Origin of the sequence: uncultured Kluyvera sp. (assembly GCF_902485085.1) — a bacterium.
Classification (GTDB): domain Bacteria; phylum Pseudomonadota; class Gammaproteobacteria; order Enterobacterales; family Enterobacteriaceae; genus Kluyvera; species Kluyvera ascorbata.
The window spans coordinates 1-25,622 of the sequence record NZ_CABTJS010000071.1; the positions used below are offsets into that span (position 1 = coordinate 1).

The window sequence follows — 25,622 nt, forward strand, 5'->3', positions numbered from 1 at the left end:
GGTATCGGCGCCTCGTCAGGCTTTACAGCCCGGTCATCGCATAGTTCTAAGTGAACTCTCGATTGCCAGGCCCAAATGCCAAACCCGAGATTCTCAAAGGTGGCGTAGTATACGCTGACACGAGGATATGCTCAAGTCCCGAACAGACAAAGATCCCGGTGGATCGCGTAATTATCCGCTAAATCCAGCCTCGTTCGGCAAAAGAAACATACTCACCGCGGCCAATAACCAGATGGTCGAGTACACGTACATCCATGAATTGGCAACATTTTACCACCCTTTCGGTGATAAGTCTGTCTGATTTACTCGGTTCGGCATTACCTGATGGATGATTATGCGCGAGGATCACCGCCGCGGCATTCACTTTGATGGCTTCTCGTACAATTTCTCGCGGATGCACCTCCACATGGCTCAACGTGCCGGAAAAAAGTCGGCTATGTTTCAGCACCTTGTGTTGGTTATCGAGGAAGATGACCACAAAGATTTCTCGCTCCTCGTCTGCCAGCTGACTTTGTAAAAATTCTCGCGTCAGTTCGGGACTCAGCAAAGAATCTTCTTCCAGCATCCTCACACTAAAGTATCGACGCGCCAGTTCGGCTATCCCTTTCAGCTGCGCATATTTGGCAATCCCCATGCCATCAATCTGGGTCATCTCCGCTTGCGTTGCGGACAACAACCGATAAAGCGAGCCAAAATGCCGCAGCAGGTCATGAGAATAGCGCATCACGCTTTTTTCACGCGTACCGGTTCGTAAAAACAGCGCCAGCAGCTCAGTATCCGATAGCGACTCAATTCCATACCGCTGCATCTTTTCGCGCGGTAACATCACTTCTGCGCTTTCCATGGCGACCTCCTTCCAATAACTGCCGCCATGCTGTCACAACGCAGGCTCTGCTGCACGGCAGAGATAGCGCGCTTGCGTAGCCCCTCGCAAAGTGTCGATGTCACAGGCGCACGACCCCGGCGGGATTGTGATAAAATGCGCGAATTCTGGTGTCCCCCTAACAGGAAAGAATCATGATGAGCCTGGCCGGTAAAAAAATTGTTCTCGGTGTCAGCGGCGGCATTGCTGCCTATAAAACGCCGGAACTCGTACGTCGCCTGCGCGACCGCGGCGCGGATGTGCGCGTTGCCATGACGGAAGCCGCAAAAGCTTTCATCACCCCACTAAGCCTGCAGGCCGTTTCCGGCTATCCGGTTTCCGACAGCCTGCTCGATACCGCAGCAGAAGCGGCAATGGGTCACATTGAGCTGGGGAAATGGGCTGACCTCGTGATTCTGGCGCCCGCTACGGCGGACCTGATTGCCCGCGTCGCCGCAGGGATGGCAAACGACCTGGTCTCTACCATCTGTCTGGCGACACCTTCGCCCATTGCCATCGCACCGGCCATGAACCAGCAGATGTATCGCGCCGCGGCCACCCAACACAATCTTGAGGTATTAGCCTCGCGCAATATGCTCATCTGGGGCCCAGATAGCGGCAGCCAGGCCTGCGGCGACGTCGGCCCAGGACGCATGCTCGACCCACTGACAATTGTCGATATGGCCGCTGCGCACTTTTCGCCCGTCAAAGATTTGCAACATCTGAACATCATGATTACCGCTGGCCCAACTCGCGAACCGCTGGATCCGGTGCGTTACATCACCAACCACAGTTCCGGAAAAATGGGCTTTGCCATCGCCGAAGCAGCCGCACAGCGTGGCGCGAATGTCACCTTAGTCAGCGGCCCGGTATCGCTGCCAACCCCAGCTTTTGTGCAGCGCGTTGACGTGACAACCGCCGAAGAGATGAATGCTGCCGTTCAGGCAAGCGTCGCCGGGCAGCATATTTTCATCGGCTGTGCCGCCGTCGCGGACTATCGCGCCGCCGTCATTGCCGACGAAAAAATTAAGAAACAGGACACCCAGGGTGATGAATTCACAATAAAAATGGTGAAAAACCCCGACATCGTCGCCGGTGTGGCAGCAAGAAAAACAGAGCGACCTTATGTCGTAGGGTTTGCCGCCGAAACGAATAATGTGGAAGAATATGCGCGGCAAAAGCGTAGCCGCAAGAATCTTGATCTGATTTGCGCTAACGATGTTTCGCAATCAAATCAAGGCTTTAATAGCGATAACAACGCATTACACCTTTTCTGGCAGGACGGCGAGAAGCGCTTACCACTCGCCAGTAAGTCACTCCTGGGCCAACTATTATTGGACGAGATCGTTACCCGTTATGATGAAAAAAATCGACGTTAAGATTCTGGACTCGCGTATTGGTCAGCAGTTCCCGCTGCCGACTTATGCCACTGCTGGCTCTGCAGGCCTTGACCTGCGCGCCTGTCTTGATGACGCCGTAGAACTGGCGCCAGGCGAAACCACCTTACTGCCTACAGGGCTGGCGATTCACATTGCTGACCCTTCTCTGGCAGCCGTGATGCTTCCGCGCTCTGGCCTGGGCCACAAGCACGGTATCGTGCTGGGTAACCTGGTCGGGTTGATTGACTCCGACTATCAAGGTCAGTTGATGGTTTCTATCTGGAACCGTGGGCAAACGACCTTCACCATTGAGCCAGGCGAACGTGTTGCGCAAATGGTGTTTGTTCCTGTCGTACAGGCCGAGTTTAATCTGGTCGAATCGTTTGAAGCCACCGACCGTGGCGAAGGTGGTTTTGGCCACTCAGGGCGCCAGTAACTCGCCCTAAGGCGCACCCTGCAACGCGCGGTGCGCCCGTTTTTACGTATCTCACGGTGTCATAATGCGAATACATCACTGCAAATTATGATTGCGGTCACCGTGTGGATGCTCGCCTGACAATTGTTTTATTTTCAGGGGTATTTTAGAACATGGCAGAAAAGCAAACTGCGAAAAGGAATCGTCGCGAGGAAATACTTCAATCCCTGGCGTTGATGCTTGAGTCCAGCGATGGTAGCCAGCGTATTACCACGGCCAAGCTGGCCGCTTCCGTTGGTGTTTCCGAAGCAGCGCTGTACCGGCATTTTCCTAGCAAGACCCGCATGTTCGATAGCCTTATCGAGTTTATCGAAGATAGTCTGATTACCCGTATCAACCTGATCCTCAAAGACGAGAAGGACACCACCACTCGTTTACGTCTGATTGTGCTGTTGATTCTTGGCTTTGGTGAACTCAACCCAGGGCTGACCCGTATCCTGACCGGCCATGCGCTCATGTTTGAGCAGGATCGCCTGCAGGGACGTATTAACCAGCTGTTTGAGCGTATTGAAGCTCAGCTACGCCAGGTTCTGCGCGAGCGGAAAATGCGGGAAGGTGAAGGCTACGAAACGGATGAAACGCTGTTGGCAAGCCAATTGCTGGCTTTCTGTGAAGGGATGCTGTCGCGCTTTGTTCGCAGCGAATTCAAATACCGACCAACGGACGATTTCGACGCCCGCTGGCCGTTGATTGTTGCGCAACTGCAATAATGCACTCAAATAGCCCGGCAGACGCCGGGCTATTTTTTTATACGCCGTACGCCTCGCGATAAGCGCGCACTGAAGCCAGATGCTCTGCCATCTCCGGCTTTTCTTCCAGATAGGCGATCAGATCTTTCAGCGTAATGATCGAGATAACTTCACAGCCGTAGTCGCGTTCCACTTCCTGAATGGCTGAAATTTCGCCGCGTCCACGCTCTTGACGATCCAAAGAGATCAGTACGCCAGCAAGCTGCGCGCCGTTGGCCTGGATAATCTCCATCGATTCACGAATCGCGGTGCCCGCGGTGATCACATCGTCCACCAACATCACGCGCCCGGTCAGTGCACTACCTACCAGGTTGCCGCCTTCGCCGTGATCTTTAGCTTCTTTGCGGTTAAAGCAGTATGGGTAATCACGGTCGTGATGTTCCGCCAGCGCCACCGCCGTGGTCGTGGCAATAGGAATGCCTTTGTAGGCAGGCCCAAACAGCAGATCAAACTCAATACCGGAATCCACCAGCGCTTCGGCATAAAAACGGCCTAACAGTGCCAGATCGCGCCCGGTATTAAACAGCCCGGCGTTGAAGAAATAGGGGCTTTTGCGCCCGGATTTCAGCGTAAATTCGCCAAACTTAAGTACCTGCTTGTTAAGCGCAAACTCAATAAACTGGCGCTGATACGGTTTCATGGATTCGCTCCTCATCTCACTTTATTACGGACAAAAAAAAGGGCGACAACGTCGCCCTTAAAATCAATTCTCTAACGCCGCTTTCTGCGTCGTGATAATGGATTCGATACCCCCTCGGGCCAACGCCAGCAAGGTGAGTAACTCTTCGTGGCTGAACGGCTCGCCTTCCGCGGTGCCCTGAACTTCAATGATGCGCCCGTCTTCGGTCATCACCACGTTCATATCAGTTTCCGCCGCCGAGTCTTCAACGTATTCCAGGTCGCACAGCGCTTCGCCGTTGACGATACCGACAGAGACTGCGGCTACCATGCCTTTCATTGGGTTGGTTTTCAGCTTGCCAGCGGCAACCAGTTTACCCAGCGCATCGGCCAGTGCGACGCATGCACCGGTAATAGATGCGGTACGCGTGCCGCCGTCGGCCTGAATAACGTCGCAGTCCAGGGTGATGGTGAATTCGCCCAGCGCCTTCAGGTCTACCGCAGCGCGCAGCGCACGAGCAATCAGACGCTGAATTTCCATGGTACGACCGCCCTGCTTGCCTTTCGCCGCTTCACGGGCATTACGCGTGTGGGTCGCACGTGGCAGCATGCCGTACTCGGCTGTGATCCAGCCCTGCCCCTGGCCTTTCAGGAAACGGGGTACGCCTTCATCAATAGAGGCGGTGCACAGCACTTTGGTATCACCAAATTCGACCAGCACGGAGCCTTCAGCGTGTTTTGTATAATTACGGGTCAGGGTGACGGGACGCACCTGGTTGGCACTACGACCTGCTGGACGCATGATAGATATCTCCGGCTTGAAACGAATGTGGCGCGCATTATACACAAAATCATTCAAGCTGTATCAGGGCGGCAAGGGTGTGAGCCCAACTCAGAGACTGTTTGCAGGATAACGTGCATACGGATTAACGGCGCTTACTCCTATCCTCATAAGCCCCCGGAGGCTATAATCCCCCCATCTCTCCTTTAAAAACAGGAACGTCTATGATCCGCAGCATGACCGCCTATGCCCGCCGTGAAATCAAGGGTAGTTGGGGCAGCGCCGCTTGGGAACTGCGCTCTGTTAACCAGCGTTATCTCGAAACCTATTTCCGTCTGCCGGAGCAGTTCCGCAGCCTTGAACCCGTTGTTCGCGAACGCCTGCGTACCCGTTTAACTCGCGGTAAAGTAGAGTGCACCCTGCGCTTTGAGCCAGATGCCAGCGCACAAGGCGAACTGATTCTTAATGAAAACCTGGCCAAGCAGCTGGTTAACGCCGCGAACTGGGTCAAAATGCAGAGCGACGAAGGGGAAATTAACCCGGTCGATATTCTGCGCTGGCCGGGCGTGATGGCTGCTCAGGAGCAAGACCTGGATGCTATCGCCGCCGAGATCCTCAATGCGCTGGACGGCACGCTGGACGACTTTATCGTTGCCCGCGAAACCGAAGGCCAGGCGCTGAAAACGCTCATTGAGCAGCGTCTGGAAGGCGTCAGCGGCGAAGTGGCGAAAGTCCGCGCCCACATGCCTGAAATCCTGCAATGGCAGCGCGACCGCCTGGTTGCCAAGCTGGAAGACGCGGAAGTTCAGCTTGAGAACAACCGTCTGGAGCAGGAGCTGGTGCTGATGGCCCAGCGTATCGATGTAGCTGAAGAGTTAGATCGCCTCGAAGCGCACGTGAAAGAGACCTATAACATCCTGAAGAAAAAAGAAGCGGTTGGTCGCCGTCTGGACTTCATGATGCAGGAATTTAACCGTGAATCTAATACCTTAGCATCGAAATCAATTAACGCTGACGTCACTAACTCAGCTATCGAACTGAAAGTACTGATCGAGCAAATGCGCGAGCAGATTCAGAATATCGAGTAATTCAGGTTAGTTGATCCACGTGTAAACGCCCGTGTAAAGACGGGCGTTTTAATTTGGGTAGTTTCTTTTTCTACAGTAGCAGAGCATTATTACCAGCCCTTTATAAAAGGGTTGATTATGGAAGAGATTTGGCACTTAGGTATCACGTTAGACACATAATCCGTATGAGATTGCTTTTACATATACATGTAACGAGCTGCTTAACTTTTGTGTCGCAGTGCCGATCTAATTATATCTTAAGCATTGGTGGCTAGACTGGCCGCCTCCACCTTAAAGTAAGTTAAATCTATGCAATTCACGACTACTCAGAGTACACCAGCGTTTAGCTGGAAAGCCCTTGGCTGGGCCGTATTGTATTTTTGTTTCTTTTCAACAGTATTACAGATTGTTATCTATGCAACGGGCTACAGCGGGTCTAACGGGCTCCGTGACTCGATTCTCTTTAGTTTGTTGTGGCTAGTACCTGTCTTCCTGTTTCCAAAGAAAACTCGGATCATCGGTGCCCTAATCGGTGTCGTGCTCTGGGCAGCCTCACTTGCAGCAATCTGTTATTACGTTATTTATGGTCAGGAGTTTTCACAAAGCGTTTTATTCGTGATGTTTGAAACCAACACCAATGAAGCGGGTGAGTTCTTAAGCCAATATTTTAGCCTGAAGATTGTATTGGTCGCGGTAGTCTATACCGTTGTTGCCGTGCTGCTCTGGACCCGTCTGCGTCCGGTCTACATCCCAAAACCATGGCGCTGGCTTGTCTCCTTTGCCCTGCTTTACGGATTGATTTTAAACCCGCTTGCTAGCGGCGTGTTGATGAAAGGTAAACCTGTTGCCGATGTTCTGGACGGCCTTTCTGCTCGCCTTGGGCCAGCAGCGCCATGGCAGTTCATTACTGGCTATTACCAATATCACCACCAGCTGGATAATCTGACCCGGCTGCTTAACGACAACCATGCGCTGCCACCGCTGGCAAACCTGAAAGATAGCTCAGGGAATGCCCCGCGTACGCTGGTTCTGGTCATCGGTGAATCTACACAGCGTGGGCACATGAGCCTTTATGGCTATCCACGCGAAACCACGCCAGAGCTGGACGCGCTGCACAAGTCAGACCCGAACTTCACCGTTTTCAACGATGTTGTGACCTCTCGTCCTTATACCATTGAGATCCTTCAGCAGGCGCTGACCTTTGCCAACGAGCAGAATCCGGACCTGTATCTGACGAAGCCATCACTGATGAACCTGATGAAACAGGCGGGTTATAAAACCTTCTGGATCACCAACCAGCAGACGATGACCTCGCGTAATACCATGCTGACCGTGTTCTCTAAACAGACCGACAAGCAATTCTATATGAACCAGCAGCGTACCCAGAGCGCCCGCGAATACGACGCTAACGTCCTGGCACCGTTTAAAGAGGTTCTGGCAGACCCTGCACCGAAGAAATTTATCATCGTGCATCTGCTGGGCACACATATTAACTACGAGTACCGTTACCCGGAAAACTGGAATAAATTCTCGGGTAAAACCGACACGATGCCAGCTGGGCTAAGCAAGGATGAGCAGGACACGTATAACAACTACGACAATGCTAACCTGTACAACGATTTCGTCGTTTCCAGTCTGATTAAGGACTATAAAGCGACCGATCCGAATGGCTTCCTGCTGTACTTCTCTGACCATGGTGAAGAGGTTTATGACACGCCGCCGCACCACACGCAGGGGCGTAACGAGCTGGCACCAACGCGTCATATGTACACCATTCCGTTCCTGCTGTGGACGTCGGAAAAATGGCATCAGGAGCATCCTCGCGATTTCTCTCAGGATGTTAACCGCAAATACAGCAGCTCCGAGCTTATCCATACCTGGTCCGATCTGGCCGGTTTAACCTACGACGGATATGACCCTACCCGTGCGTTGACCAACCCGCAGTTTACAGAGACGACACGCTGGATTGGCAACCCATATGATAAAAAAACGCTAACCGATTACGACAAGCTGCCATTCGGCGAGCAAATCGGTAATCAGTAACGACTCCGGGCCGCTTCATCTTGAAGCGGCTTTTTTTCGCCTTGTTTGTTTTACTTCGTCGCTAAAAATAAATTATATTTTCTAATCACTAAAAAACGACCAAAACCACACAAAGCTTCAACCACAGAGAAAAAACACCAAAGTTATATTAGTTTTTATAATCAATACCATCTTGCCTTAGAAAATCTCAATCGTGACCAAGCGCACAAATCGCTACCCTCCAACCATTCTTTTTGGGAGCGAACATGTTACTGCATATCCTTTACCTTATCGGCATCACCGCTGAAGCAATGACCGGAGCCCTGGCTGCCGGGCGCCGCCGCATGGATACTTTTGGCGTTATCATCATCGCCACAGCCACTGCGCTTGGTGGCGGTTCCGTCCGCGATATGCTGCTTGGCCACTACCCATTAGGCTGGGTACAGCACCCTGAGTACATTATTACCGTCGCCATTGCGGCGGTACTTACCACGATTGTGGCACCGGTCATGCCACACCTGCGTCGTCTATTCCTGGTGTTGGATGCTATCGGCCTGATTGTTTTCTCGATCATTGGTGCACAGATAGCGCTGGATATGGGAGAAGGCCCAATCATCGCCGTCATTGCTGCCGTCATTACCGGCGTATTTGGTGGCGTTCTGCGAGATATGTTCTGTAAACGCATCCCGTTGGTATTCCAGAAAGAGCTTTACGCCGGTATATCGTTTGCCGCCGCCGTGCTGTACGTCGCGCTGCAGCAATACGTCAGCAACCATGATGTGGTGGTGATCTCAACGCTGCTCTTTGGTTTTACCGCACGTATGCTGGCGCTAAGACTCAAGCTCGGTCTGCCGGTTTTCCACTACCGTCACGAAACACACTAATTAAATCCCGCTATTCCTGATGACCCCAACGCTTCAACAAGCGAGCCAATCACGGGGTCATGAATAAACGCTGCCAGGCTACGTGCCTTCTCAACGCCGATACCCGGCAGCGTTTGCCAGCTCAGCTCATCACGCGACCGTAACTGCTCCCAGGTGCCATCATCAAGCGCCTTCAAGGCCATATCTGGCAACGGCACGCCTAACGCCTTTACCCAGCGTCGAAAAGGCTGTCTGCGCGTCATATCTAAACGGTGCCAAAGCCGCTGCGCGCGTTCAGTCGTCATACCTGGCGTTGACTGCAGCTGCTTTAGCGTCAGCCCAAGCCAGGAAAAGATATGGTCAAACGAATACGTTGTCGCAAGCTGGCTCCAGCCTGCTTCCCCCATCCCTTTAATGTCCAGAACCGCTGGCTGCCCCAGCCAGGTAAGGCGCGCTAAGAACTGCTCCCGGCAATCGTCGGTGCGATAAAAACAGGTGAGAGCGTGATAGGTGGACGCGGGAGGCTGGGGTTTTGTCCGGTCAAGAGCACGCCATACCACACTATCCAGGCGCGGAATACCCTGGCCTGCAAGGCTTACCAACAGCTGATCGCCCGTCGTGATATCCAGCGCCTGCCAGCGCGCCACCGACCCAATATTAACCCGCCGCACGCGCTTGTCGTCCAGCATGAATGACTCCAGCTCAGCAACAACGGAAATCTTTCCTGTTCGACCAATAGCAAAGTGGATACCGCTCACCTCAGCCACCTGCGATACCGGCTGATACTTCCACGCAACAACCCAATCACCCTGTGCAGGAAGCCAATTTGCGCCATCAGGTTCTTTTGCAGCGCGGACAACGATGCCATCCGTCGCAAAGGGTAATGCCGTGTTAAACCAGCGTGAACGCCAGTCAGCCACCTCTTTAACCTGTTTCACGGGATGCGTATAACGTGACGTGAGTGCAAAGCCAGAGGCGGCGAGCAAATCTAGCCGCTCACGCATAGAAGCAGGGCCATCAGGCCACGCCCACACAAACAGCGATAGCGCCGAGAGTGGCTCACCGCTGCCCTGCCGCATCAGCATACCCGCCACCTTTGAGCGTGCGTTCATGCCGCCCATTTGCCGCTGTACATGCCCCTCAGCGCCTAAAAAAATTTCACCCTGTAGGATGCTGTTTGCCAGCCTGCCGCTCACGCTTTGCGGAATAGACGGAATACGCCTGGCTTTTTCGGTCCAGTCTTCCCCGCGTAAGCCATCCCCCCGGCTAATCACTTTATCCAAAGATCCATTCCGGTATTCCAGCGTCACCGCCACGCCATCGACTTTCGGCTGCACCCAGAGGTCTTCTCGCTCTTTCATCCAGACACCCACTGCGCGCTCATCCGCCAGCTTGCGCACGCCGGTATGAGCCACCGGATGTTTAATCGTCCTGCTGAGCGGCAACAGGCTGGTTTCCTCGGCGGATGTCACGCCAAAGCAGCGCTGCCACTGAGCAAGCCGTGCAGCAAGCTGGTCATACACGCCGTCGCTAACCTCGCTTGCGCCTTGCTGCCAGTAGGTTTTATTCCATTGCGAAATCTGACCTTTTAGTTGGGCAATTTCCTGCTCGGCCCTGGCAGGAGACCAGGCGGGACAGGCTGCCTGCACCTGGAGCGTAAGCAGCAATCCCACAACACTCATCCATGCTCTCATTTTCTTTCCCTCTCAAACGGATAGCCCGTTTTTAGCGCAGCCATTTTCACGATGCGAGAAGGGATCGAGGGTTTTACGAGCAGGCTTCAGGGAAAAAATCGTTGTTGCAGCAACAACAGAGGAGATCAGGAAAACGGCACGCAAAATGAAAGAAACTGGCACAAAAAATGTGACAAAGGCTACGTCGCGTGGCGGCGCCGTGTATAATAGGCTCGTATGTAAGTTCTCTTTCGATAATCACATACAAAAGACACTCATGGCTCAAGGCACGCTCTATATTGTTTCCGCCCCTAGCGGCGCGGGTAAATCCAGCCTGATTCAGGCTTTATTGAAAACCCAACCGTTGTACGACTCCCAGGTATCTGTTTCACATACCACGCGCGCGCCGCGTCCGGGTGAAGTGCACGGTGAACACTATTTCTTTGTCAATCACGACGATTTCAGAACGATGATTGGCGAAGGGGCATTCCTGGAACACGCAGAAGTCTTTGGCAACTATTACGGCACCTCGCGTCAGGCAATTGAGCAGGTACTGGCGACCGGCGTTGATGTCTTCCTCGATATCGACTGGCAAGGCGCTCAACAAATCCGTAAAAGCATGCCGGGCGCGCGCAGCATCTTTATTCTGCCGCCGTCTAAAATTGAACTGGACCGTCGCCTGCGTGGCCGTGGCCAGGACAGCGAAGAGGTAATCGCAAAACGGATGGCTCAGGCAGTTGCAGAAATGAGTCATTACGCGGAATATGATTACCTTATCGTCAATGATGATTTTGATACCGCTCTGGGTGACTTTAAAACCATCCTCCGGGCAGAACGTCTGCGTATGAGCCGCCAAAAGCAGCGACATGACGCTTTAATCAGCAAATTATTGGCAGACTGAACCCACTTTCAGTATCATGCCCAGTCCATCACTATCTGTGGAGCATTAAAGTATGGCACGCGTAACTGTTCAGGACGCTGTAGAGAAAATTGGTAACCGTTTTGACCTGGTACTGGTCGCCGCGCGTCGCGCTCGTCAGATGCAGGTAGGCGGAAAGGATCCGCTGGTTCCAGAAGAAAACGACAAAACCACCGTTATCGCACTGCGTGAAATCGAAGAAGGTCTGATCAACAACCAGATCCTCGACGTGCGTGAGCGCCAGGAACAACAAGAGCAGGAAGCCGCTGAATTACAAGCTGTTACCGCTATTGCTGAAGGTCGTCGTTAAACATAAGCGGGTCGCCCTTGTATCTGTTTGAGAGCCTGAATCAGCTGATTCAAAATTACCTGCCGGAAGACCAGATTAAGCGTCTGCGGCAGGCCTATCTCGTTGCACGTGACGCTCACGAGGGGCAGACACGTTCAAGCGGTGAACCCTATATCACGCACCCGGTAGCGGTAGCCTGCATTCTGGCCGAGATGAAACTCGACTATGAAACGCTGATGGCCGCCCTGCTGCATGACGTGATAGAAGATACCCCTGCCACCTACCAGGACATGGAGCAGCTCTTTGGTAAGAGCGTTGCTGAACTGGTAGAGGGGGTCTCTAAACTTGATAAACTCAAGTTCCGCGATAAGAAAGAAGCGCAGGCTGAAAACTTTCGCAAAATGATCATGGCGATGGTGCAGGATATCCGCGTCATCCTCATCAAGCTTGCCGACCGCACCCACAACATGCGCACGCTGGGCTCATTACGCCCGGACAAGCGTCGCCGCATCGCCCGTGAAACCCTCGAAATTTACAGCCCGCTGGCGCACCGTTTAGGTATCCACCACATCAAGACCGAGCTCGAAGAGCTGGGCTTTGAAGCGCTGTATCCAAACCGTTATCGCGTCATTAAAGAGGTGGTGAAAGCCGCGCGCGGTAACCGTAAAGAGATGATTCAGAAGATCCTTTCTGAAATTGAAGGGCGTTTGCAGGAAGCGGGAATTCCGTGTCGCGTTAGCGGTCGCGAGAAACATCTGTACTCTATCTACTGCAAAATGGTGCTGAAAGAGCAGCGTTTTCACTCGATCATGGATATCTACGCCTTCCGCGTTATCGTTCACGATCTGGATACCTGCTACCGCGTACTGGGCCAGATGCACAGCCTGTACAAACCGCGCCCGGGTCGCGTAAAAGACTACATCGCGATTCCAAAGGCCAACGGATATCAGTCCCTGCACACCTCCATGATTGGGCCACACGGTGTCCCGGTCGAAGTCCAGATCCGTACCGAAGACATGGATCAAATGGCAGAGATGGGTGTTGCCGCGCACTGGGCTTACAAAGAGCACGGTGGCGAAAGCAGTACAACCGCGCAAATCCGCGCCCAGCGCTGGATGCAAAGCCTGCTGGAATTGCAGCAGAGCGCCGGTAGCTCGTTTGAATTTATCGAGAGCGTTAAATCCGATCTCTTCCCGGATGAGATTTACGTTTTCACCCCGGAAGGCCGCATCGTCGAACTGCCCGCTGGCGCTACGCCGGTGGACTTCGCCTACGCCGTGCATACCGATATCGGCCATGCCTGCGTGGGCGCGCGCGTCGACCGCCAGCCTTACCCGCTGTCGCAGCCGCTCTCCAGCGGCCAGACGGTAGAAATCATCACCGCACCGGGCGCACGCCCGAATGCCGCATGGCTTAATTTTGTCGTCAGCTCGAAAGCGCGCGCCAAAATCCGTCAGATGCTGAAAAACCTCAAGCGCGACGACTCCGTCAGCCTGGGTCGCCGTCTGCTGAACCATGCGCTGGGCGGTAGCCGCAAGCTCGCGGAAATTCCGGCGGATCATGTTCAGCGCGAACTTGACCGTATGCGTCTTGCCACCCTCGACGACCTGCTGGCCGAAATTGGCCTGGGCAACGCTATGAGCGTGGTGGTGGCGAAAAACCTCCAGCAGGGTGAAGCAATACCGTCTGCACCAGGTGCCTCCGGGCACAGCCATCTGCCGATTAAAGGCGCAGACGGCGTGCTGATCACCTTCGCGAAATGCTGTCGCCCAATCCCTGGCGACCCGATCATCGCCCACGTTAGCCCGGGTAAAGGGTTAGTTATTCACCATGAATCCTGCCGCAACATTCGCGGCTATCAGAAAGAACCTGAGAAATTCATGGCGGTTGAGTGGGACAAAGAGACGGCGCAGGAATTTATCACCGAGATTAAGGTCGATATGTTCAACCATCAGGGGGCATTGGCCAACCTGACGGCAGCAATCAATACCGCGACGTCCAATATTCAAAGCCTGAATACGGAAGAGAAGGATGGCCGCGTTTATAGCGCCTTTATCCGCCTGACCGCACGTGACCGCGTGCACCTGGCGAATATCATGCGCAAAATCCGCGTGATGCCGGACGTTATCAAAGTCACTCGTAACCGAAACTAGCTTTATGAATTCACAGCGTTATGCGCGTATCCGTGAGATGCTCGCCAGGCGTCAGCCTGACCTGACGGTCTGCATGGAAGAGGTTCACAAGCCTCATAATGTCTCGGCGATCGTTCGTACCGCCGACGCGGTAGGCGTACACGAAGTTCACGCGGTCTGGCCCAGCACCCGAATGCGCCCTATGGCATCCGCGGCGGGCAGCAACAGCTGGGTACAGGTGATAACCCATCCCACCATTGGTGATGCGGTTGGCCATTTAAAAGGCCAGGGCATGCAAATCCTGGCAACCAATCTGTCAGACAAATCGGTCGATTTCCGTGACATCGACTATACCCGCCCAACCTGTATTCTGATGGGGCAGGAAAAAACCGGTATCACCCAGGAAGCGTTAGCCCTCGCAGACCAGGATATCATCATCCCGATGATCGGCATGGTGCAGTCGCTCAACGTTTCCGTCGCCTCTGCGTTAATTCTCTACGAAGCCCAGCGCCAGCGTCAGAACGCCGGCATGTACCAACGCGAAAACAGCATGCTGCCGGTCGAAGAGCAGCAGCGTCTGCTGTTTGAAGGCGGCTATCCGGTGCTGGCACACGTCGCCAAACGCAAAGGCCTTCCTTATCCCCACGTCAACGAGCAGGGCGAAATTGAAGCCGATGCCACGTGGTGGTCCACTATGCAGGCTACGGAGTAACCGCCATGCAAAGCCGTCTGCTGGATGCCGTTCCGCTCAACACATTGACCGGCGTAGGCGCCGCGCAGAGCAGTCGGCTGGCGAAAATCGGTCTGCACACGGTGCAGGATTTGCTCCTGCATCTGCCGTTGCGCTACGAAGACCGCACCCAGCTTTATCCTATCGGTGAACTGCTTCCCGGCATCTACGTGACCGTGGAAGGCGAAGTCCTGAACTGCAATATCACCTTCGGCGGCCGCCGGATGATGACCTGCCAGATTAGCGACGGCACCGGCATCCTGACCATGCGCTTCTTCAACTTCAACGCGGCGATGAAAAACAGTCTCGCCACCGGGCGACGCGTACTGGCCTACGGTGAAGCGAAGCGCGGCAAGTACGGCGCGGAGATGATCCACCCGGAATATCGCGTTCAGGGCGACCTCAGCACGCCGGATTTGCAGGAGACCTTAACGCCGGTCTACCCCACCACTGAAGGCATTAAGCAGGCGACGCTGCGCAAGCTCACCGACCAGGCGCTGGATTTACTCGATACCTGCGCCATCAGCGAGCTGCTGCCGCCGGAACTGGCGCAGGGGATGATGAGCCTGCCGGAAGCGCTACGCACGCTGCATCGCCCGCCACCGTCACTCCAGCTCGCCGATTTAGAAACCGGTAAGCACCCCGCCCAGCAGCGTTTAATCCTTGAAGAGCTGCTGGCGCACAATCTCAGCATGCTGGCCTTACGCGCGGGCGCGCAGCGTTTTCACGCTCAGCCTCTCAGCGCGAGCCGCGAGCTGAAAGATAAGTTTCTGGCCAATCTGCCGTTTAAGCCTACCGGCGCACAGGCCCGCGTGACGGCCGAAATTGAACATGATATGGCGCTGGATATACCGATGATGCGCCTGGTGCAGGGCGACGTCGGCTCTGGTAAAACGCTGGTTGCGGCACTGGCGGCGCTACGCGCCATCGCGCACGGCAAACAGGTGGCGCTGATGGCACCGACCGAACTGCTCGCCGAACAGCACGCCAATAACTTCCGCGGCTGGTTTGCGCCACTCGGCATTGAAGTCGGCTGGTTAGCGGGCAAGCAGAAAGGCAAGGCGCGTCAGGCGCAGCAAGAGGCCATTGCCAGCGGTCAGGTGCAGATGATTGTCGGCACCCACGCTATCTTCCAGGAACAAGTGCAGTTTAACGGCCTGGCGCTGGTGATCATCGATGAACAGCACCGTTTTGGCGTTCATCAACGCCTCGCGCTGTGGGAAAAAGGCCAGCAGCAGGGCTTCCACCCGCATCAACTGATCATGACCGCCACCCCGATTCCACGCACCCTGGCAATGACCGCCTATGCCGATCTGGATACGTCGGTGATTGATGAACTGCCGCCGGGACGAACCCCGGTCACGACGGTCGCCATCCCGGATACCCGTCGCCATGACATTATCGACCGCGTACGCAACGCCTGTACCACCGAAGGCCGTCAGGCCTACTGGGTCTGCACGCTGATTGAGGAGTCTGACCTGCTGGAAGCCCAGGCGGCGGAAGCCACCTGCGAAGAGCTGAAGCTGGCGCTACCGGAGCTGAATATCGGCCTTGTGCACGGGCGCATGAAGCCCGCCGAGAAGCAGGCCGTTATGCAGGCGTTCAAGCAGGGCGAACTGCATCTGCTGATTGCCACCACGGTCATTGAAGTGGGCGTCGACGTACCTAACGCCAGCCTGATGATTATTGAAAACCCGGAGCGTCTGGGGCTGGCACAGCTACACCAGCTCAGAGGCCGCGTAGGCCGTGGCGCGGTGGCCTCACACTGCGTGCTGCTCTACAAAGCGCCGCTGTCGAAAACCGCGCAAATGCGTTTGCAGGTGCTGCGCGACAGCAACGACGGCTTTGTGATTGCGCAAAAAGACCTCGAGATCCGCGGCCCCGGCGAACTGCTTGGCACCCGCCAGACCGGCAACGCCGAATTTAAAGTCGCCGATCTGCTGCGCGATCAGGCGATGATCCCCGAAGTTCAGCGCCTGGCACGCCATATTCACGACCGTTATCCACAGCAGGCCAATGCCCTGATTGAACGCTGGATGCCGGAAACCGAACGTTATTCCAACGCGTAGCAACACCCGCAGCCCCACAGGGGCTGTGCTAAACTTCGCACAATTTTACTTCCCTGGACGAGTTTGTAATGAGACGAGAACTGGCTATCGAATTTTCGCGCGTCACCGAAGCGGCGGCGCTGGCAGGCTACAAATGGCTGGGCCGCGGCGATAAGAACACCGCCGACGGCGCGGCGGTCAACGCCATGCGTATTATGCTCAACAAGGTCAACATTGACGGCACCATCATCATTGGCGAAGGCGAAATCGATGAAGCGCCAATGCTCTACATCGGCGAGTCCGTCGGTACCGGTAATGGCGATGCGGTAGATATCGCCGTTGACCCAATCGAAGGCACTCGCATGACGGCGATGGGCCAGGCAAACGCGCTGGCGGTGCTGGCGGTAGGCGATAAAGGCTGCTTCCTCAACGCCCCTGATATGTACATGGAAAAGCTGATCGTCGGCCCTGGCGCGAAAGGTACTATCGATCTCAACAAACCGCTGGAAGAGAACCTGCGTAACGTCGCCCGCGCGCTGGACAAACCGCTGTCCGAATTAACCGTCACCATCCTTGCTAAACCGCGCCACGACGAGGTTATCGTTGAGCTGCAAAAACTGGGCGTGCGCGTCTTTGCCATTCCTGATGGCGACGTTGCCGCCTCTATCCTGACCTGTATGCCAGACAGCGAAGTCGATGTGATGTACGGCATTGGCGGCGCGCCGGAAGGCGTCGTCTCTGCTGCGGTTATTCGCGCGCTGGACGGTGACATGCACGGCCGCCTGCTGGCCCGCCATCACGTCAAAGGCGACAACGAAGAGAACCGCCGTATCGGTGAAAACGAGCTGGAACGCTGCAAGTCGATGGGCATTGAAGCGGGCGTGGTACTGACGCTCGACGACATGGCGCGCAGCGACAACGTTATCTTCTCTGCCACCGGTATTACCAAAGGCGACCTGCTGGACGGCATCACCCGCAAGGGCAATATCGCGACCACCGAGACGCTGCTGATCCGCGGAAAATCACGTACCATTCGCCGCATTCAGTCAATTCACTACCTCGATCGCAAAGACACTGAAATTCAGCGTCACATTCTCTGAATCATTTGATCAATAGAGCTTTCCAGCCCTTTCGGGCTGGAAATCTGCTCTCGTCACGGTGATGATAAGCTAACGATATTGAGGGGAGAGAGGCCATGGCTGACTGGGTTACCGGCAAAGTTGTTAAAGTGCAGAACTGGACTGACGCACTGTTTAGTCTCACCGTCCACGCTCCGGTTAAACCGTTCACCGCCGGGCAGTTTGCCAAGCTCGGGCTGGATATCGACGGCGAGCGCGTTCAGCGCGCCTACTCTTACGTTAACGCCCCACATAACCCCGATCTCGAGTTCTATCTGGTCACCGTACCGGACGGCAAGCTGAGCCCACGCCTTGCGGCGCTGAAGCCCGGAGATGACGTGCTGGTCGTCAGCGAAGCGGCGGGCTTCTTTGTGCTTGAGGAAATTCCCGACAGCGAAACCCTGTGGATGCTGGCAACCGGCACCGCCATTGGGCCGTACCTGTCGATTCTGGAAGAAGGCAAAGATCTGGATCGCTTTAAAAATCTGGTGCTGGTTCACGCCGCGCGCTATGCCGCCGACTTAAGCTATCTACCGCAAATGCGGGCGCTGGAAGAACGTTACGCCGGTAAGCTGCGTATTCAAACGGTTGTCAGCCGCGAAACCGCGCCGGGCATGCTGACGGGGCGCGTACCTGCGCTCATTGAAAGCGGCGCGCTGGAAGCAGCGGTCGGCCTGCCGATGAATGCCGAAACCAGCCACGTGATGCTGTGCGGCAACCCGCAGATGGTGCGCGACACTCAACAACTGCTGAAAGAGACCCGACAGATGACCAAACACCTGCGTCGTCGGCCAGGCCACATGACCGCCGAACACTACTGGTGATCGGCGCGGTACTTCACGGCCTGCGTCTCTTTACCGTATTTATTTTCGCCCTGGGTGCCAACAAACGCGCCCAGATCGATAAGCATCATCACGATAATCAGCGTCGGAATAAAGCGCCCTACGCCCCACTGCCAGACACCGGGCAGCATTGACCAGTTGCCCGCCAGCAGCATCCACGCCAAAATCATCAACAGCGCCCAGATGCCGGACTTGCCCCGGTCATGCAGCCGTTTAATCGTCACCGCCGCCGTCGGCCAGAGCAGGCAGACCAGCATAAATGCCGCGGTTTGCAGGTCAACCAGCCCGCCGCCCGCAAGGCTAAACAGCGCCACCATCGTCACCGCCCAGATGGCAATCCAGATCCAGAAATCACGGCGACCAATACGGCCTTTACCGGAAAATAACCATTGCTGTAGAGTCATGTACCCTTTCCTTTGTCGTTGTGCCGCATAGTGTACCCTGAAGCGGCCACATTTTGACAAGCGAGGCGGTTCCCGTTTTAATCGTCATCGTAAAAGAGGAGACGATAAGCATGAAAAAATGGATAACGCTGTGTCTGATTGGGCTCCTGACCCTGGGTGCCGCTCAGTCCGTGCTGTCGGCGCAGTCGCCTACGGCCGTGGCGCCGTATCTGTTATCAGGCGCACCGGCTTTCGATCTCTCCATCAGTCAGTTCCGGGAAAAATTTAACGCCGACAACCCGACGCTGCAGCTTGGGGAGTTCAGGTCAATTACCTCCAGCCGCGACCAACTCAACATTACCCGTGCCGCTAGTAAGATAAACGAAAACCTCTACGCCTCCACGGCGCTGGAGCGCGGCACGCTGAAGATTAAGTCCATTCAAATAACCTGGCTGCCGATTCAGGGGCCAGAGCAGAAGGCGGCGAAGAATAAAGCGCTGGAATACATGAGTGCGCTGATGCGCGCCGTGATCCCAACGCTCACCAAACCGCAAAGCCTGCAAAAACTGCAAAAGCTCCTTACGCTTGGGAAAGGTAAACATTACTTCGCCAGCACCGAAGGCGCCGTACGCTATGTTGTCGCAGATAACGGTGAAAAAGGGCTGACCTTCGCCGTTGAACCGATTAAGCTGGCGCTATCTGAGAATCTTGAAGGGGAGAATAAATGATAAAAAGCAAAGCCTTCATGACATTCAATCTCTATACTGTTTCACAGACCATGCTGCCCTGACGGGCGGCCATATTCCTTAATTCGCTGATAAGCGTGGAGAATCGAAATGCGACATCCTTTAGTGATGGGTAACTGGAAACTGAACGGCAGCCGCCACATGGTAAACGAGCTGATTGCTAATCTGCGTACCGAACTGGCTGGCGTTGCTGGTTGTGGCGTTGCTATCGCGCCACCAGAAATGTACATCGATCTGGCTAAACACGCCGCTGCGGGCAGCCACATCCACCTGGGCGCGCAGAACGTTGACCTGAACCTGTCCGGCGCATTCACCGGCGAAACTTCCGCTGAAATGCTGAAAGATGTTGGCGCAACCTACATCATCATCGGCCACTCCGAGCGTCGTACCTACCACAAAGAATCTGACGAGCTGATCGCTAAGAAATTCGCGATTCTGAAAGAACAGGGTCTGATCCCAGTACTGTGCATCGGTGAAACCGAAGCAGAAAACGAAGCGGGCAAAACCGAAGAAGTTTGCGCACGCCAGATCGACGCGGTTCTGAAAACTCAGGGCGCAGCAGCCTTCGAAGGCGCAGTCATCGCTTACGAACCAGTATGGGCGATCGGTACCGGCAAATCTGCAACCCCAGCGCAGGCTCAGGCTGTTCACAAATTCATCCGTGACCACATTGCTAAAGCTGACGCGAAAATCGCTGAACAGGTTATCATCCAGTACGGCGGTTCCGTAAACGCAGGCAACGCTGCTGAGCTGTTCACCCAGCCAGACATCGATGGCGCGCTGGTTGGCGGTGCATCCCTGAAAGCTGACGCTTTCGCGGTGATCGTTAAAGCAGCAGAAGCGGCGAAAAAAGCGTAAGACATTCACGCGAAACCTCCCCGGATTCGGCATTCGCCTCGTCCGGGAGATCGGGTTCCTCGTAGCCCGGCCACGCGTAGCGCAGCTGGGAAAAGCCGGCCATCAGGCCGGTTTTTTTATAATTTCCCCAGCACCTGATACCACGCATAATCCAGCGGCAACAGCAGCAGATAACTGACCGCCGCCAGCGCCAGACACAGCAGCATCCCCGCCCGCGCAGGCACCTTCCCTAACGCCATCGCCACCACAATTGGCGACGCCTGATACGGCAGCAGCGGCGTGGAATAACCCAGCACCTGAATCATAATGACGCTCAGCAGCGGGAAGCCGGTGGCATCAGAGAAGCTCTGGGCAAAGGTGGTATACAGCGCAGGTACGCCGTTTGCGGTCATGATAAAGTTCAGCGCGCTGGTAATGCCGGTTAACGCGAGGAAGCTGGTAAACGGCGCGTCTTCGCTGAGCGGCATAACGTGAAGCAGCGCATTACCCACAACGGCGCCAATGCCGGTTTGCGTCACCGTAATGGCAAGCCCAAGGATCCCCGCCACGTAAATACAGGTGCGGATGTTCACTCCGCTGGCAAATTCATCGCCGTTAATAAATCCAACGCGCGGCAGCAGCGTGATGACCGCGGCCACCAGCCCCGTCCAGGCGGGCCCAATTCCGTGCAGGCTTTCGCTCACCCACAACATCAATACCACCGCCAACAGCCACGCCAGGCGCTTCTCATCCGCGCTCATTGGCGGTAACGGCTCCAGGTCACGCGGTGGATGGGGTTTCCCGGGGAACAGCCAGCAGATAAGCCCCACGAGCGCCGCCCCTTTCAACCAGCCTAATACCGGCGTATGCAGCAGCAGATACGGCACGTAGTTAAGGTGAATTCCGTAGGCCCCTTCCGCCGCGCCGCTCATCACCAGATTAGGTACGTTCGCGGGCAGAATGGTCGCAGAAAGCTGGAAGGTGCCGAAGCCAACGGCCAGCGCCAGCCCGTACCAGGCACGGGTACCATCTTCGATACCCGCGCGTTTGGCCATTGCCGCCACAATCGGCATCAGCAGCGCAATGCGCCCCATATTCGACGGCATCACGAACGCCAGCGCGTAGCTCAGCAGCACCACGCTACCCACCATGAGCAGCCAGGAGTCGGTGAGCCTTGAAGAGAGCGCCCGCGCGGCGCGATCCGCCAGCCCGGTCTTACGAATGGCAATACCGAGCACAAAACCGCTGAATACCAGCCAGAAGGCCGATGAAGCAAAACCGCCGAAGATAACGTCCGGCGGCGCAATTTTTGCGGTCATCGCCGCGGCAAAAAACAGCAGCGCAGTAATAAATTCCGGCAGCAGCGAGGTCGCCCACAGCAGGATGGTCACGCCAACAATCAGCGAGGGGAGGAACAGAGGGTGAGTAAACCAGAGCGACATACCTGTCTCCTGTCGTTTTTTTCACCAAGAATACGACGACAGGGTAGACAGGTAAACGCCAGATTAGGTGGGGTTATTGCAGGATTGCGCAGCGATGATCCTGAATTTCCTCAGCCGAGGCGCGGTTCAGCGTCAGCAGATTACGCTCGGTCGCCAGCAACAGCAGCGAGTCATCGCTTTGCTTCACCAGCGCCAGCGCAAAACGCCCCATATGGTCGCGCGCTTGTGGCACTTCTTCCGCCAGCATCAGGAACGGGCTACGCTGCGCCAGCTCGTTTTCGGTGACGCGGCGCGCCAGATATTCATGCCCCATCAGGCCACCCGGCAAAGGCAGCCAGCGGCTGCTGATGGCGGCGATATCGCCGTCCAACTGCTCGCGAACGTCTTTGCGCAGACAGGAAATATGGATGTGGAAATGATTCTGCGTCCGTCCGGTGCGGGAATTGATGGTCAGGGAGATGGCGCTATCCGGCACTTCCGCGCCCCGTTTATCGCTCATGATCATGCGACGTTGCCACGCCTGCCAGAAGAAGTTCGGCGTTTGCGGGTCAAGCAGCAGCGGGCTTTCGGTACCGTTGATACGGTAGGTTGGCATCAGCAGATATTGCAGCGGGCCGTTACGGTCTTTGAACAGGACGTAGCCGCCTTTTGGATTCACGTCGGCGCAGGGTGCCGGTGTGCGATGATTCAGCTGATTAGGCACGCATTGCTCTAGCACAATGTGGCGCAGCGCATCCGGGTTGCCGGAATGCAGCCAGTACCAGCCACCCGCTCCCGCAGCAATCACCAACACCAGCAGCGCTGCCAGCAGGTATTTTAACCTTGTCATTTTGTCTCCCCAAATCAAACCAAGGGGGAAGAGTAACGTAGTTTGATGACCAAAAGAAAACGCCCGGTAAAATCACCGGGCGTTAAAGGGAGATTAACGCTTGCTAATCTGGTCGAAGGTGCCACCGTTAGAGAAGTGCTCTTTCTGCGCTTTTGTCCAGCCACCGAACTCGTCATCAATGGTGAAGAGCTTCAGTTTCGGGAATTCGCTTTCATACTTCTTCGCGACAGCCGGGTCACGTGGGCGATAGTAGTTCTTCGCCGCGATTTCCTGGCCTTCCGGTGAGTAGAGGTATTTCAGGTACGCTTCCGCTACCGCGGTAGTGCCTTTTTTCTCCGCCACTTTGTCGACCACGGAAACGGTCGGCTCGGCGAGGATAGATTCGCTTGGGGTGACAATCTCAAACTTGTCTTTACCCAGTTCGTTCGCCGCCAGCAGCGCTTCGTTTTCCCATGCAATCAGCACATCGCCGATACCGCGTTCTACGAAGGTATTCGTCGAACCGCGAGCGCCGGAGTCCAGCACTTCCACGTTCTTATACAGCGCCTTCACGAAGTCCTGCGCTTTGGCCTGATCGTTGTTGTTGTGATGCAGCGCGTAGCCCCAGGCCGCCAGGTAGTTCCAGCGAGCGCCGCCGGAGCTTTTCGGGTTCGGGGTAATCACGGAAACGCCCGGTTTAATCAGGTCGTTCCAGTCATGAATCTGTTTCGGGTTGCCTTTACGCACCAGGAACACGATGGTGGAGGTGTACGGCGCGGAGTTATCCGGCAGACGTTTGATCCAGTTTTTGTCGATGCGGCCGCGCTCGGCAATGGCATCAACGTCATAGGCCAGCGCCAGCGTTACTACATCGGCATCAATGCCGTTAATCACGGAAGTGGCCTGTTTGCCGGAGCCGCCGTGCGACTGACGAATCACCACGTTATCACCGGTCTCTTTTTTCCAGTGCGCGCTGAACGCCTTGTTGTATTGTTCATACAGTTCACGCGTCGGATCGTACGACACGTTGAGTAATTGGATGTCCTTAGCCAGTACGCTGGTAGTAGCCAGCAAAAGAGTTAACCCCACGCCCCACTTATTCATCGCCCGCTCTCTTATCTGTTGTGTTGTAATGAGGCTAGCGTGCCAGAAATCGAACCAATGATTAAAGAATAAAAAAAGATTGATTATGCAGTTTTGAAATATAAGCGGACACGCGAAATGCGCGTTTGCTCGAAATCACTCAGCGGGGAGATAGAGGGGGGAAGAACATCCCCAGGCCGTTAAAAACTGCCCGGGGAGGAATGGAATCAGACTTCTTCCATACGGCCGAGCAGCGCCTGCAGACGATCCTGCCAGCCGCTCTGCTGTTCTTTCAGCTGGTTGTTTTCACGCTCCAGCTCTTCACGGCTCTGGTGTGCAGACTGTACATCCTGCGCCAGGGTGTTGTTCTTTTCTTTCAGCTCTTCGATTTCCATCTGCAACAGCGTGATGGTATCAATCGCCTGCTGAACTTTCGCTTCCAGTTTCTCAAACACTTCTAATGACATCGTCATAACCTCTCCTGATCTTGCAAGGCGTTGATATCGTCCCGGAACCCCGGCGACGCCTTATCTTAAATAAGCGCACGGCTTGCAGTCGATTGTATGGAGCCCCGTCGCGACTGTCCAGCGCCAGAGCCTGTAGATTGCGGTTGTCCGCAATTTTCGGTCTCATCCTGGAGCGTTAGCGTCCATTCTGATTAAATTGTTAAATGTTTAGCCACGAGAATGTTTCCCTCCTCACACTTTCCGTTCCAAAAACGTGCATTTTTTGGCGCGGAAACGCTCATTTCTTGACGCGGCACACACATTTTGATTTCGATATTTCTCGTTTACGCTCGTTAACGATAAATTAACACTATGCCTACATGGCAACATGAGTGTCCCGAACGCTCATGTACACAATAATCATCAATTAGTCTTCAGGATTCCGATTATGAGCCAAACATCAACCTTAAAAGGCCAGTGCATCGCAGAGTTTCTTGGTACCGGGTTGTTGATCTTTTTCGGCGTGGGGTGTGTTGCGGCGCTGAAAGTTGCGGGTGCAAGTTTCGGCCAGTGGGAGATCAGCATCATCTGGGGTTTGGGCGTGGCGATGGCCATTTACCTGACCGCAGGGGTTTCCGGCGCACATCTTAATCCGGCAGTAACCATTGCACTTTGGCTGTTCGCTTGTTTCGACGGGCGCAAAGTGGTGCCGTTCATCGTGGCTCAGTTTGCCGGTGCCTTCTGCGCCGCTGCGCTGGTCTACGGGCTTTACTACAACCTTTTCCTCGACTTTGAACACACGCACAATATGGTGCGCGGCAGCGTCGAAAGTCTTGAACTGGCCGGTATTTTCTCGACTTACCCGAACCCACATATCAATTTTGTGCAGGCATTCGCGGTAGAAATGGTGATTACCGCTATCCTGATGGGCGTGATTCTGGCGCTCACCGACGACGGTAACGGCATTCCACGTGGGCCACTGGCACCTCTGCTGATTGGCCTGCTGATTGCGGTTATCGGCGCGTCCATGGGCCCACTGACCGGATTTGCCATGAACCCAGCGCGTGACCTCGGACCGAAAACGTTCGCCTGGCTTGCTGGCTGGGGCGATGTCGCCTTCACCGGTGGCAAAGATATTCCTTACTTCCTGGTGCCGCTGTGTGCGCCAATAGTAGGTGCAGCGCTGGGGGCGTTCAGCTATCGCAAGCTGATTGGTCGTCACCTGCCGTGCGACACCTGCGAGGTTGAAGAGCCGAAGGCGGCCTCCAGCCAGAACCAACAAAATGCTTCGCTGTAAACTGACTACGGAA

General features: G+C 55.1%; 25 protein-coding genes. 16 read left to right on the plus strand and 9 right to left on the minus strand.

From position 1 onward, the window contains the following. Positions 1-178: 178 nt before the first annotated feature. Entirely contained in the window at positions 179-844 is a 666-nt protein-coding gene (gene radC / locus RDN66_RS07750; protein WP_035894681.1) for a DNA repair protein RadC, read from the minus strand. Positions 845-1,020: 176 nt separating this feature from the next. Here radC and coaBC point away from each other — a divergent pair, with 176 nt between their 5' ends. From coaBC to slmA, 3 genes are all read left to right on the plus strand, one after another. Continuing rightward, entirely contained in the window at positions 1,021-2,241 is a 1,221-nt protein-coding gene (gene coaBC, locus RDN66_RS07755; protein WP_115074401.1) for a bifunctional phosphopantothenoylcysteine decarboxylase/phosphopantothenate--cysteine ligase CoaBC, read from the plus strand. Further along, positions 2,219-2,677, plus strand: coding sequence for a dUTP diphosphatase (gene dut / locus RDN66_RS07760; RefSeq protein ID WP_035895829.1), 459 nt, complete (start codon positions 2,219-2,221; stop codon positions 2,675-2,677). Before coaBC ends, dut begins: the two co-directional genes overlap by 23 nt. 152 nt (positions 2,678-2,829) lie before the next feature. Next, on the plus strand, positions 2,830-3,426 hold the full coding sequence (slmA, locus tag RDN66_RS07765) for a nucleoid occlusion factor SlmA (RefSeq protein WP_035895831.1): 597 nt from the start codon (positions 2,830-2,832) through the stop codon (positions 3,424-3,426). Positions 3,427-3,463: 37 nt separating this feature from the next. On the opposite strand, the gene pyrE is transcribed toward slmA, so the two are convergent. Both pyrE and rph read right to left on the minus strand, forming a co-directional pair. Next, the gene (gene pyrE, locus RDN66_RS07770) at positions 3,464-4,105 is read right to left on the minus strand and encodes an orotate phosphoribosyltransferase (protein ID WP_035895833.1); all 642 of its coding nucleotides are present in this window, start codon (positions 4,103-4,105) and stop codon (positions 3,464-3,466) included. A gap of 63 nt (positions 4,106-4,168) precedes the next feature. Continuing rightward, positions 4,169-4,885, minus strand: a complete 717-nt coding sequence (gene rph / locus RDN66_RS07775; RefSeq protein WP_123651034.1) for a ribonuclease PH — start codon at positions 4,883-4,885, stop codon at positions 4,169-4,171. 203 nt (positions 4,886-5,088) lie between these two features. Here rph and RDN66_RS07780 point away from each other — a divergent pair, with 203 nt between their 5' ends. The 3 genes from RDN66_RS07780 to RDN66_RS07790 all read left to right on the plus strand — a co-directional run bounded on the left by RDN66_RS07780 (position 5,089) and on the right by RDN66_RS07790 (position 8,837). Continuing rightward, complete coding sequence (locus RDN66_RS07780; protein ID WP_202216968.1) at positions 5,089-5,952, plus strand: YicC/YloC family endoribonuclease; 864 nt, start codon at positions 5,089-5,091, stop codon at positions 5,950-5,952. 288 nt (positions 5,953-6,240) lie between these two features. Further along, positions 6,241-7,974 (plus strand): phosphoethanolamine transferase CptA, encoded by a 1,734-nt coding sequence (locus tag RDN66_RS07785; RefSeq protein WP_035895839.1) that lies wholly within the window; start codon positions 6,241-6,243, stop codon positions 7,972-7,974. Between the two features lie 245 nt (positions 7,975-8,219). Beyond that, complete coding sequence (locus RDN66_RS07790) at positions 8,220-8,837, plus strand: trimeric intracellular cation channel family protein (protein WP_035895841.1); 618 nt, start codon at positions 8,220-8,222, stop codon at positions 8,835-8,837. Here RDN66_RS07790 and ligB read toward each other — a convergent pair. Then, a complete protein-coding gene (gene ligB, locus RDN66_RS07795) occupies positions 8,834-10,510 on the minus strand; it encodes an NAD-dependent DNA ligase LigB (RefSeq protein ID WP_374044005.1) in 1,677 nt (558 codons plus the stop codon). The genes RDN66_RS07790 and ligB overlap by 4 nt on opposite strands. Before the next feature lie 256 nt (positions 10,511-10,766). Here ligB and gmk point away from each other — a divergent pair, with 256 nt between their 5' ends. From gmk to fpr, 7 genes are all read left to right on the plus strand, one after another. After that, a complete protein-coding gene (gmk, locus tag RDN66_RS07800; protein ID WP_035895845.1) occupies positions 10,767-11,390 on the plus strand; it encodes a guanylate kinase in 624 nt (207 codons plus the stop codon). A gap of 52 nt (positions 11,391-11,442) precedes the next feature. Then, positions 11,443-11,718 carry a DNA-directed RNA polymerase subunit omega gene (gene rpoZ / locus RDN66_RS07805; RefSeq protein ID WP_000135058.1) on the plus strand — a complete coding sequence of 92 codons (276 nt, stop codon included), beginning with the start codon at positions 11,443-11,445 and terminating at the stop codon, positions 11,716-11,718. A 17-nt stretch (positions 11,719-11,735) separates the two neighbouring features. Then, positions 11,736-13,850 (plus strand): bifunctional GTP diphosphokinase/guanosine-3',5'-bis pyrophosphate 3'-pyrophosphohydrolase, encoded by a 2,115-nt coding sequence (gene spoT, locus RDN66_RS07810; RefSeq protein ID WP_035895850.1) that lies wholly within the window; start codon positions 11,736-11,738, stop codon positions 13,848-13,850. 4 nt (positions 13,851-13,854) lie between these two features. Then, a complete protein-coding gene (gene trmH / locus RDN66_RS07815; protein ID WP_202216964.1) occupies positions 13,855-14,541 on the plus strand; it encodes a tRNA (guanosine(18)-2'-O)-methyltransferase TrmH in 687 nt (228 codons plus the stop codon). Positions 14,542-14,546: 5 nt separating this feature from the next. Next, positions 14,547-16,628 (plus strand): ATP-dependent DNA helicase RecG, encoded by a 2,082-nt coding sequence (recG, locus tag RDN66_RS07820; RefSeq protein ID WP_202216963.1) that lies wholly within the window; start codon positions 14,547-14,549, stop codon positions 16,626-16,628. Between the two features lie 68 nt (positions 16,629-16,696). Continuing rightward, a complete protein-coding gene (glpX, locus tag RDN66_RS07825) occupies positions 16,697-17,707 on the plus strand; it encodes a class II fructose-bisphosphatase (RefSeq protein ID WP_308537758.1) in 1,011 nt (336 codons plus the stop codon). 95 nt (positions 17,708-17,802) lie between these two features. Beyond that, entirely contained in the window at positions 17,803-18,549 is a 747-nt protein-coding gene (gene fpr, locus RDN66_RS07830) for a ferredoxin--NADP(+) reductase (RefSeq protein WP_202216961.1), read from the plus strand. On the opposite strand, the gene RDN66_RS07835 is transcribed toward fpr, so the two are convergent. Beyond that, positions 18,540-18,971, minus strand: coding sequence for a DUF805 domain-containing protein (locus tag RDN66_RS07835; protein WP_123651029.1), 432 nt, complete (start codon positions 18,969-18,971; stop codon positions 18,540-18,542). The genes fpr and RDN66_RS07835 overlap by 10 nt on opposite strands. Before the next feature lie 110 nt (positions 18,972-19,081). Here RDN66_RS07835 and RDN66_RS07840 point away from each other — a divergent pair, with 110 nt between their 5' ends. Then, positions 19,082-19,678 carry a DUF1454 family protein gene (locus tag RDN66_RS07840; protein ID WP_123651028.1) on the plus strand — a complete coding sequence of 199 codons (597 nt, stop codon included), beginning with the start codon at positions 19,082-19,084 and terminating at the stop codon, positions 19,676-19,678. Positions 19,679-19,786: 108 nt separating this feature from the next. Further along, on the plus strand, positions 19,787-20,554 hold the full coding sequence (gene tpiA / locus RDN66_RS07845; protein ID WP_035895862.1) for a triose-phosphate isomerase: 768 nt from the start codon (positions 19,787-19,789) through the stop codon (positions 20,552-20,554). Positions 20,555-20,670: 116 nt separating this feature from the next. Here the strand turns inward: tpiA and RDN66_RS07850 are convergent, their stop codons facing one another. The 4 genes from RDN66_RS07850 to zapB form a co-directional block, all read right to left on the minus strand. Continuing rightward, positions 20,671-21,975, minus strand: coding sequence for an SLC13 family permease (locus RDN66_RS07850; protein ID WP_202216960.1), 1,305 nt, complete (start codon positions 21,973-21,975; stop codon positions 20,671-20,673). A gap of 73 nt (positions 21,976-22,048) precedes the next feature. After that, positions 22,049-22,804 (minus strand): CDP-diacylglycerol diphosphatase, encoded by a 756-nt coding sequence (locus RDN66_RS07855; protein ID WP_202216959.1) that lies wholly within the window; start codon positions 22,802-22,804, stop codon positions 22,049-22,051. Positions 22,805-22,897: 93 nt separating this feature from the next. Continuing rightward, on the minus strand, positions 22,898-23,887 hold the full coding sequence (gene sbp / locus RDN66_RS07860) for a sulfate/thiosulfate ABC transporter substrate-binding protein Sbp (protein ID WP_035896346.1): 990 nt from the start codon (positions 23,885-23,887) through the stop codon (positions 22,898-22,900). A 206-nt stretch (positions 23,888-24,093) separates the two neighbouring features. Beyond that, the gene (gene zapB / locus RDN66_RS07865) at positions 24,094-24,339 is read right to left on the minus strand and encodes a septal ring assembly protein ZapB (protein WP_115073675.1); all 246 of its coding nucleotides are present in this window, start codon (positions 24,337-24,339) and stop codon (positions 24,094-24,096) included. A 421-nt stretch (positions 24,340-24,760) separates the two neighbouring features. Here zapB and RDN66_RS07870 point away from each other — a divergent pair, with 421 nt between their 5' ends. Next, positions 24,761-25,609, plus strand: a complete 849-nt coding sequence (locus tag RDN66_RS07870) for an MIP/aquaporin family protein (RefSeq protein ID WP_035896345.1) — start codon at positions 24,761-24,763, stop codon at positions 25,607-25,609. The last annotated feature ends 13 nt before the right edge of the window (positions 25,610-25,622 follow it).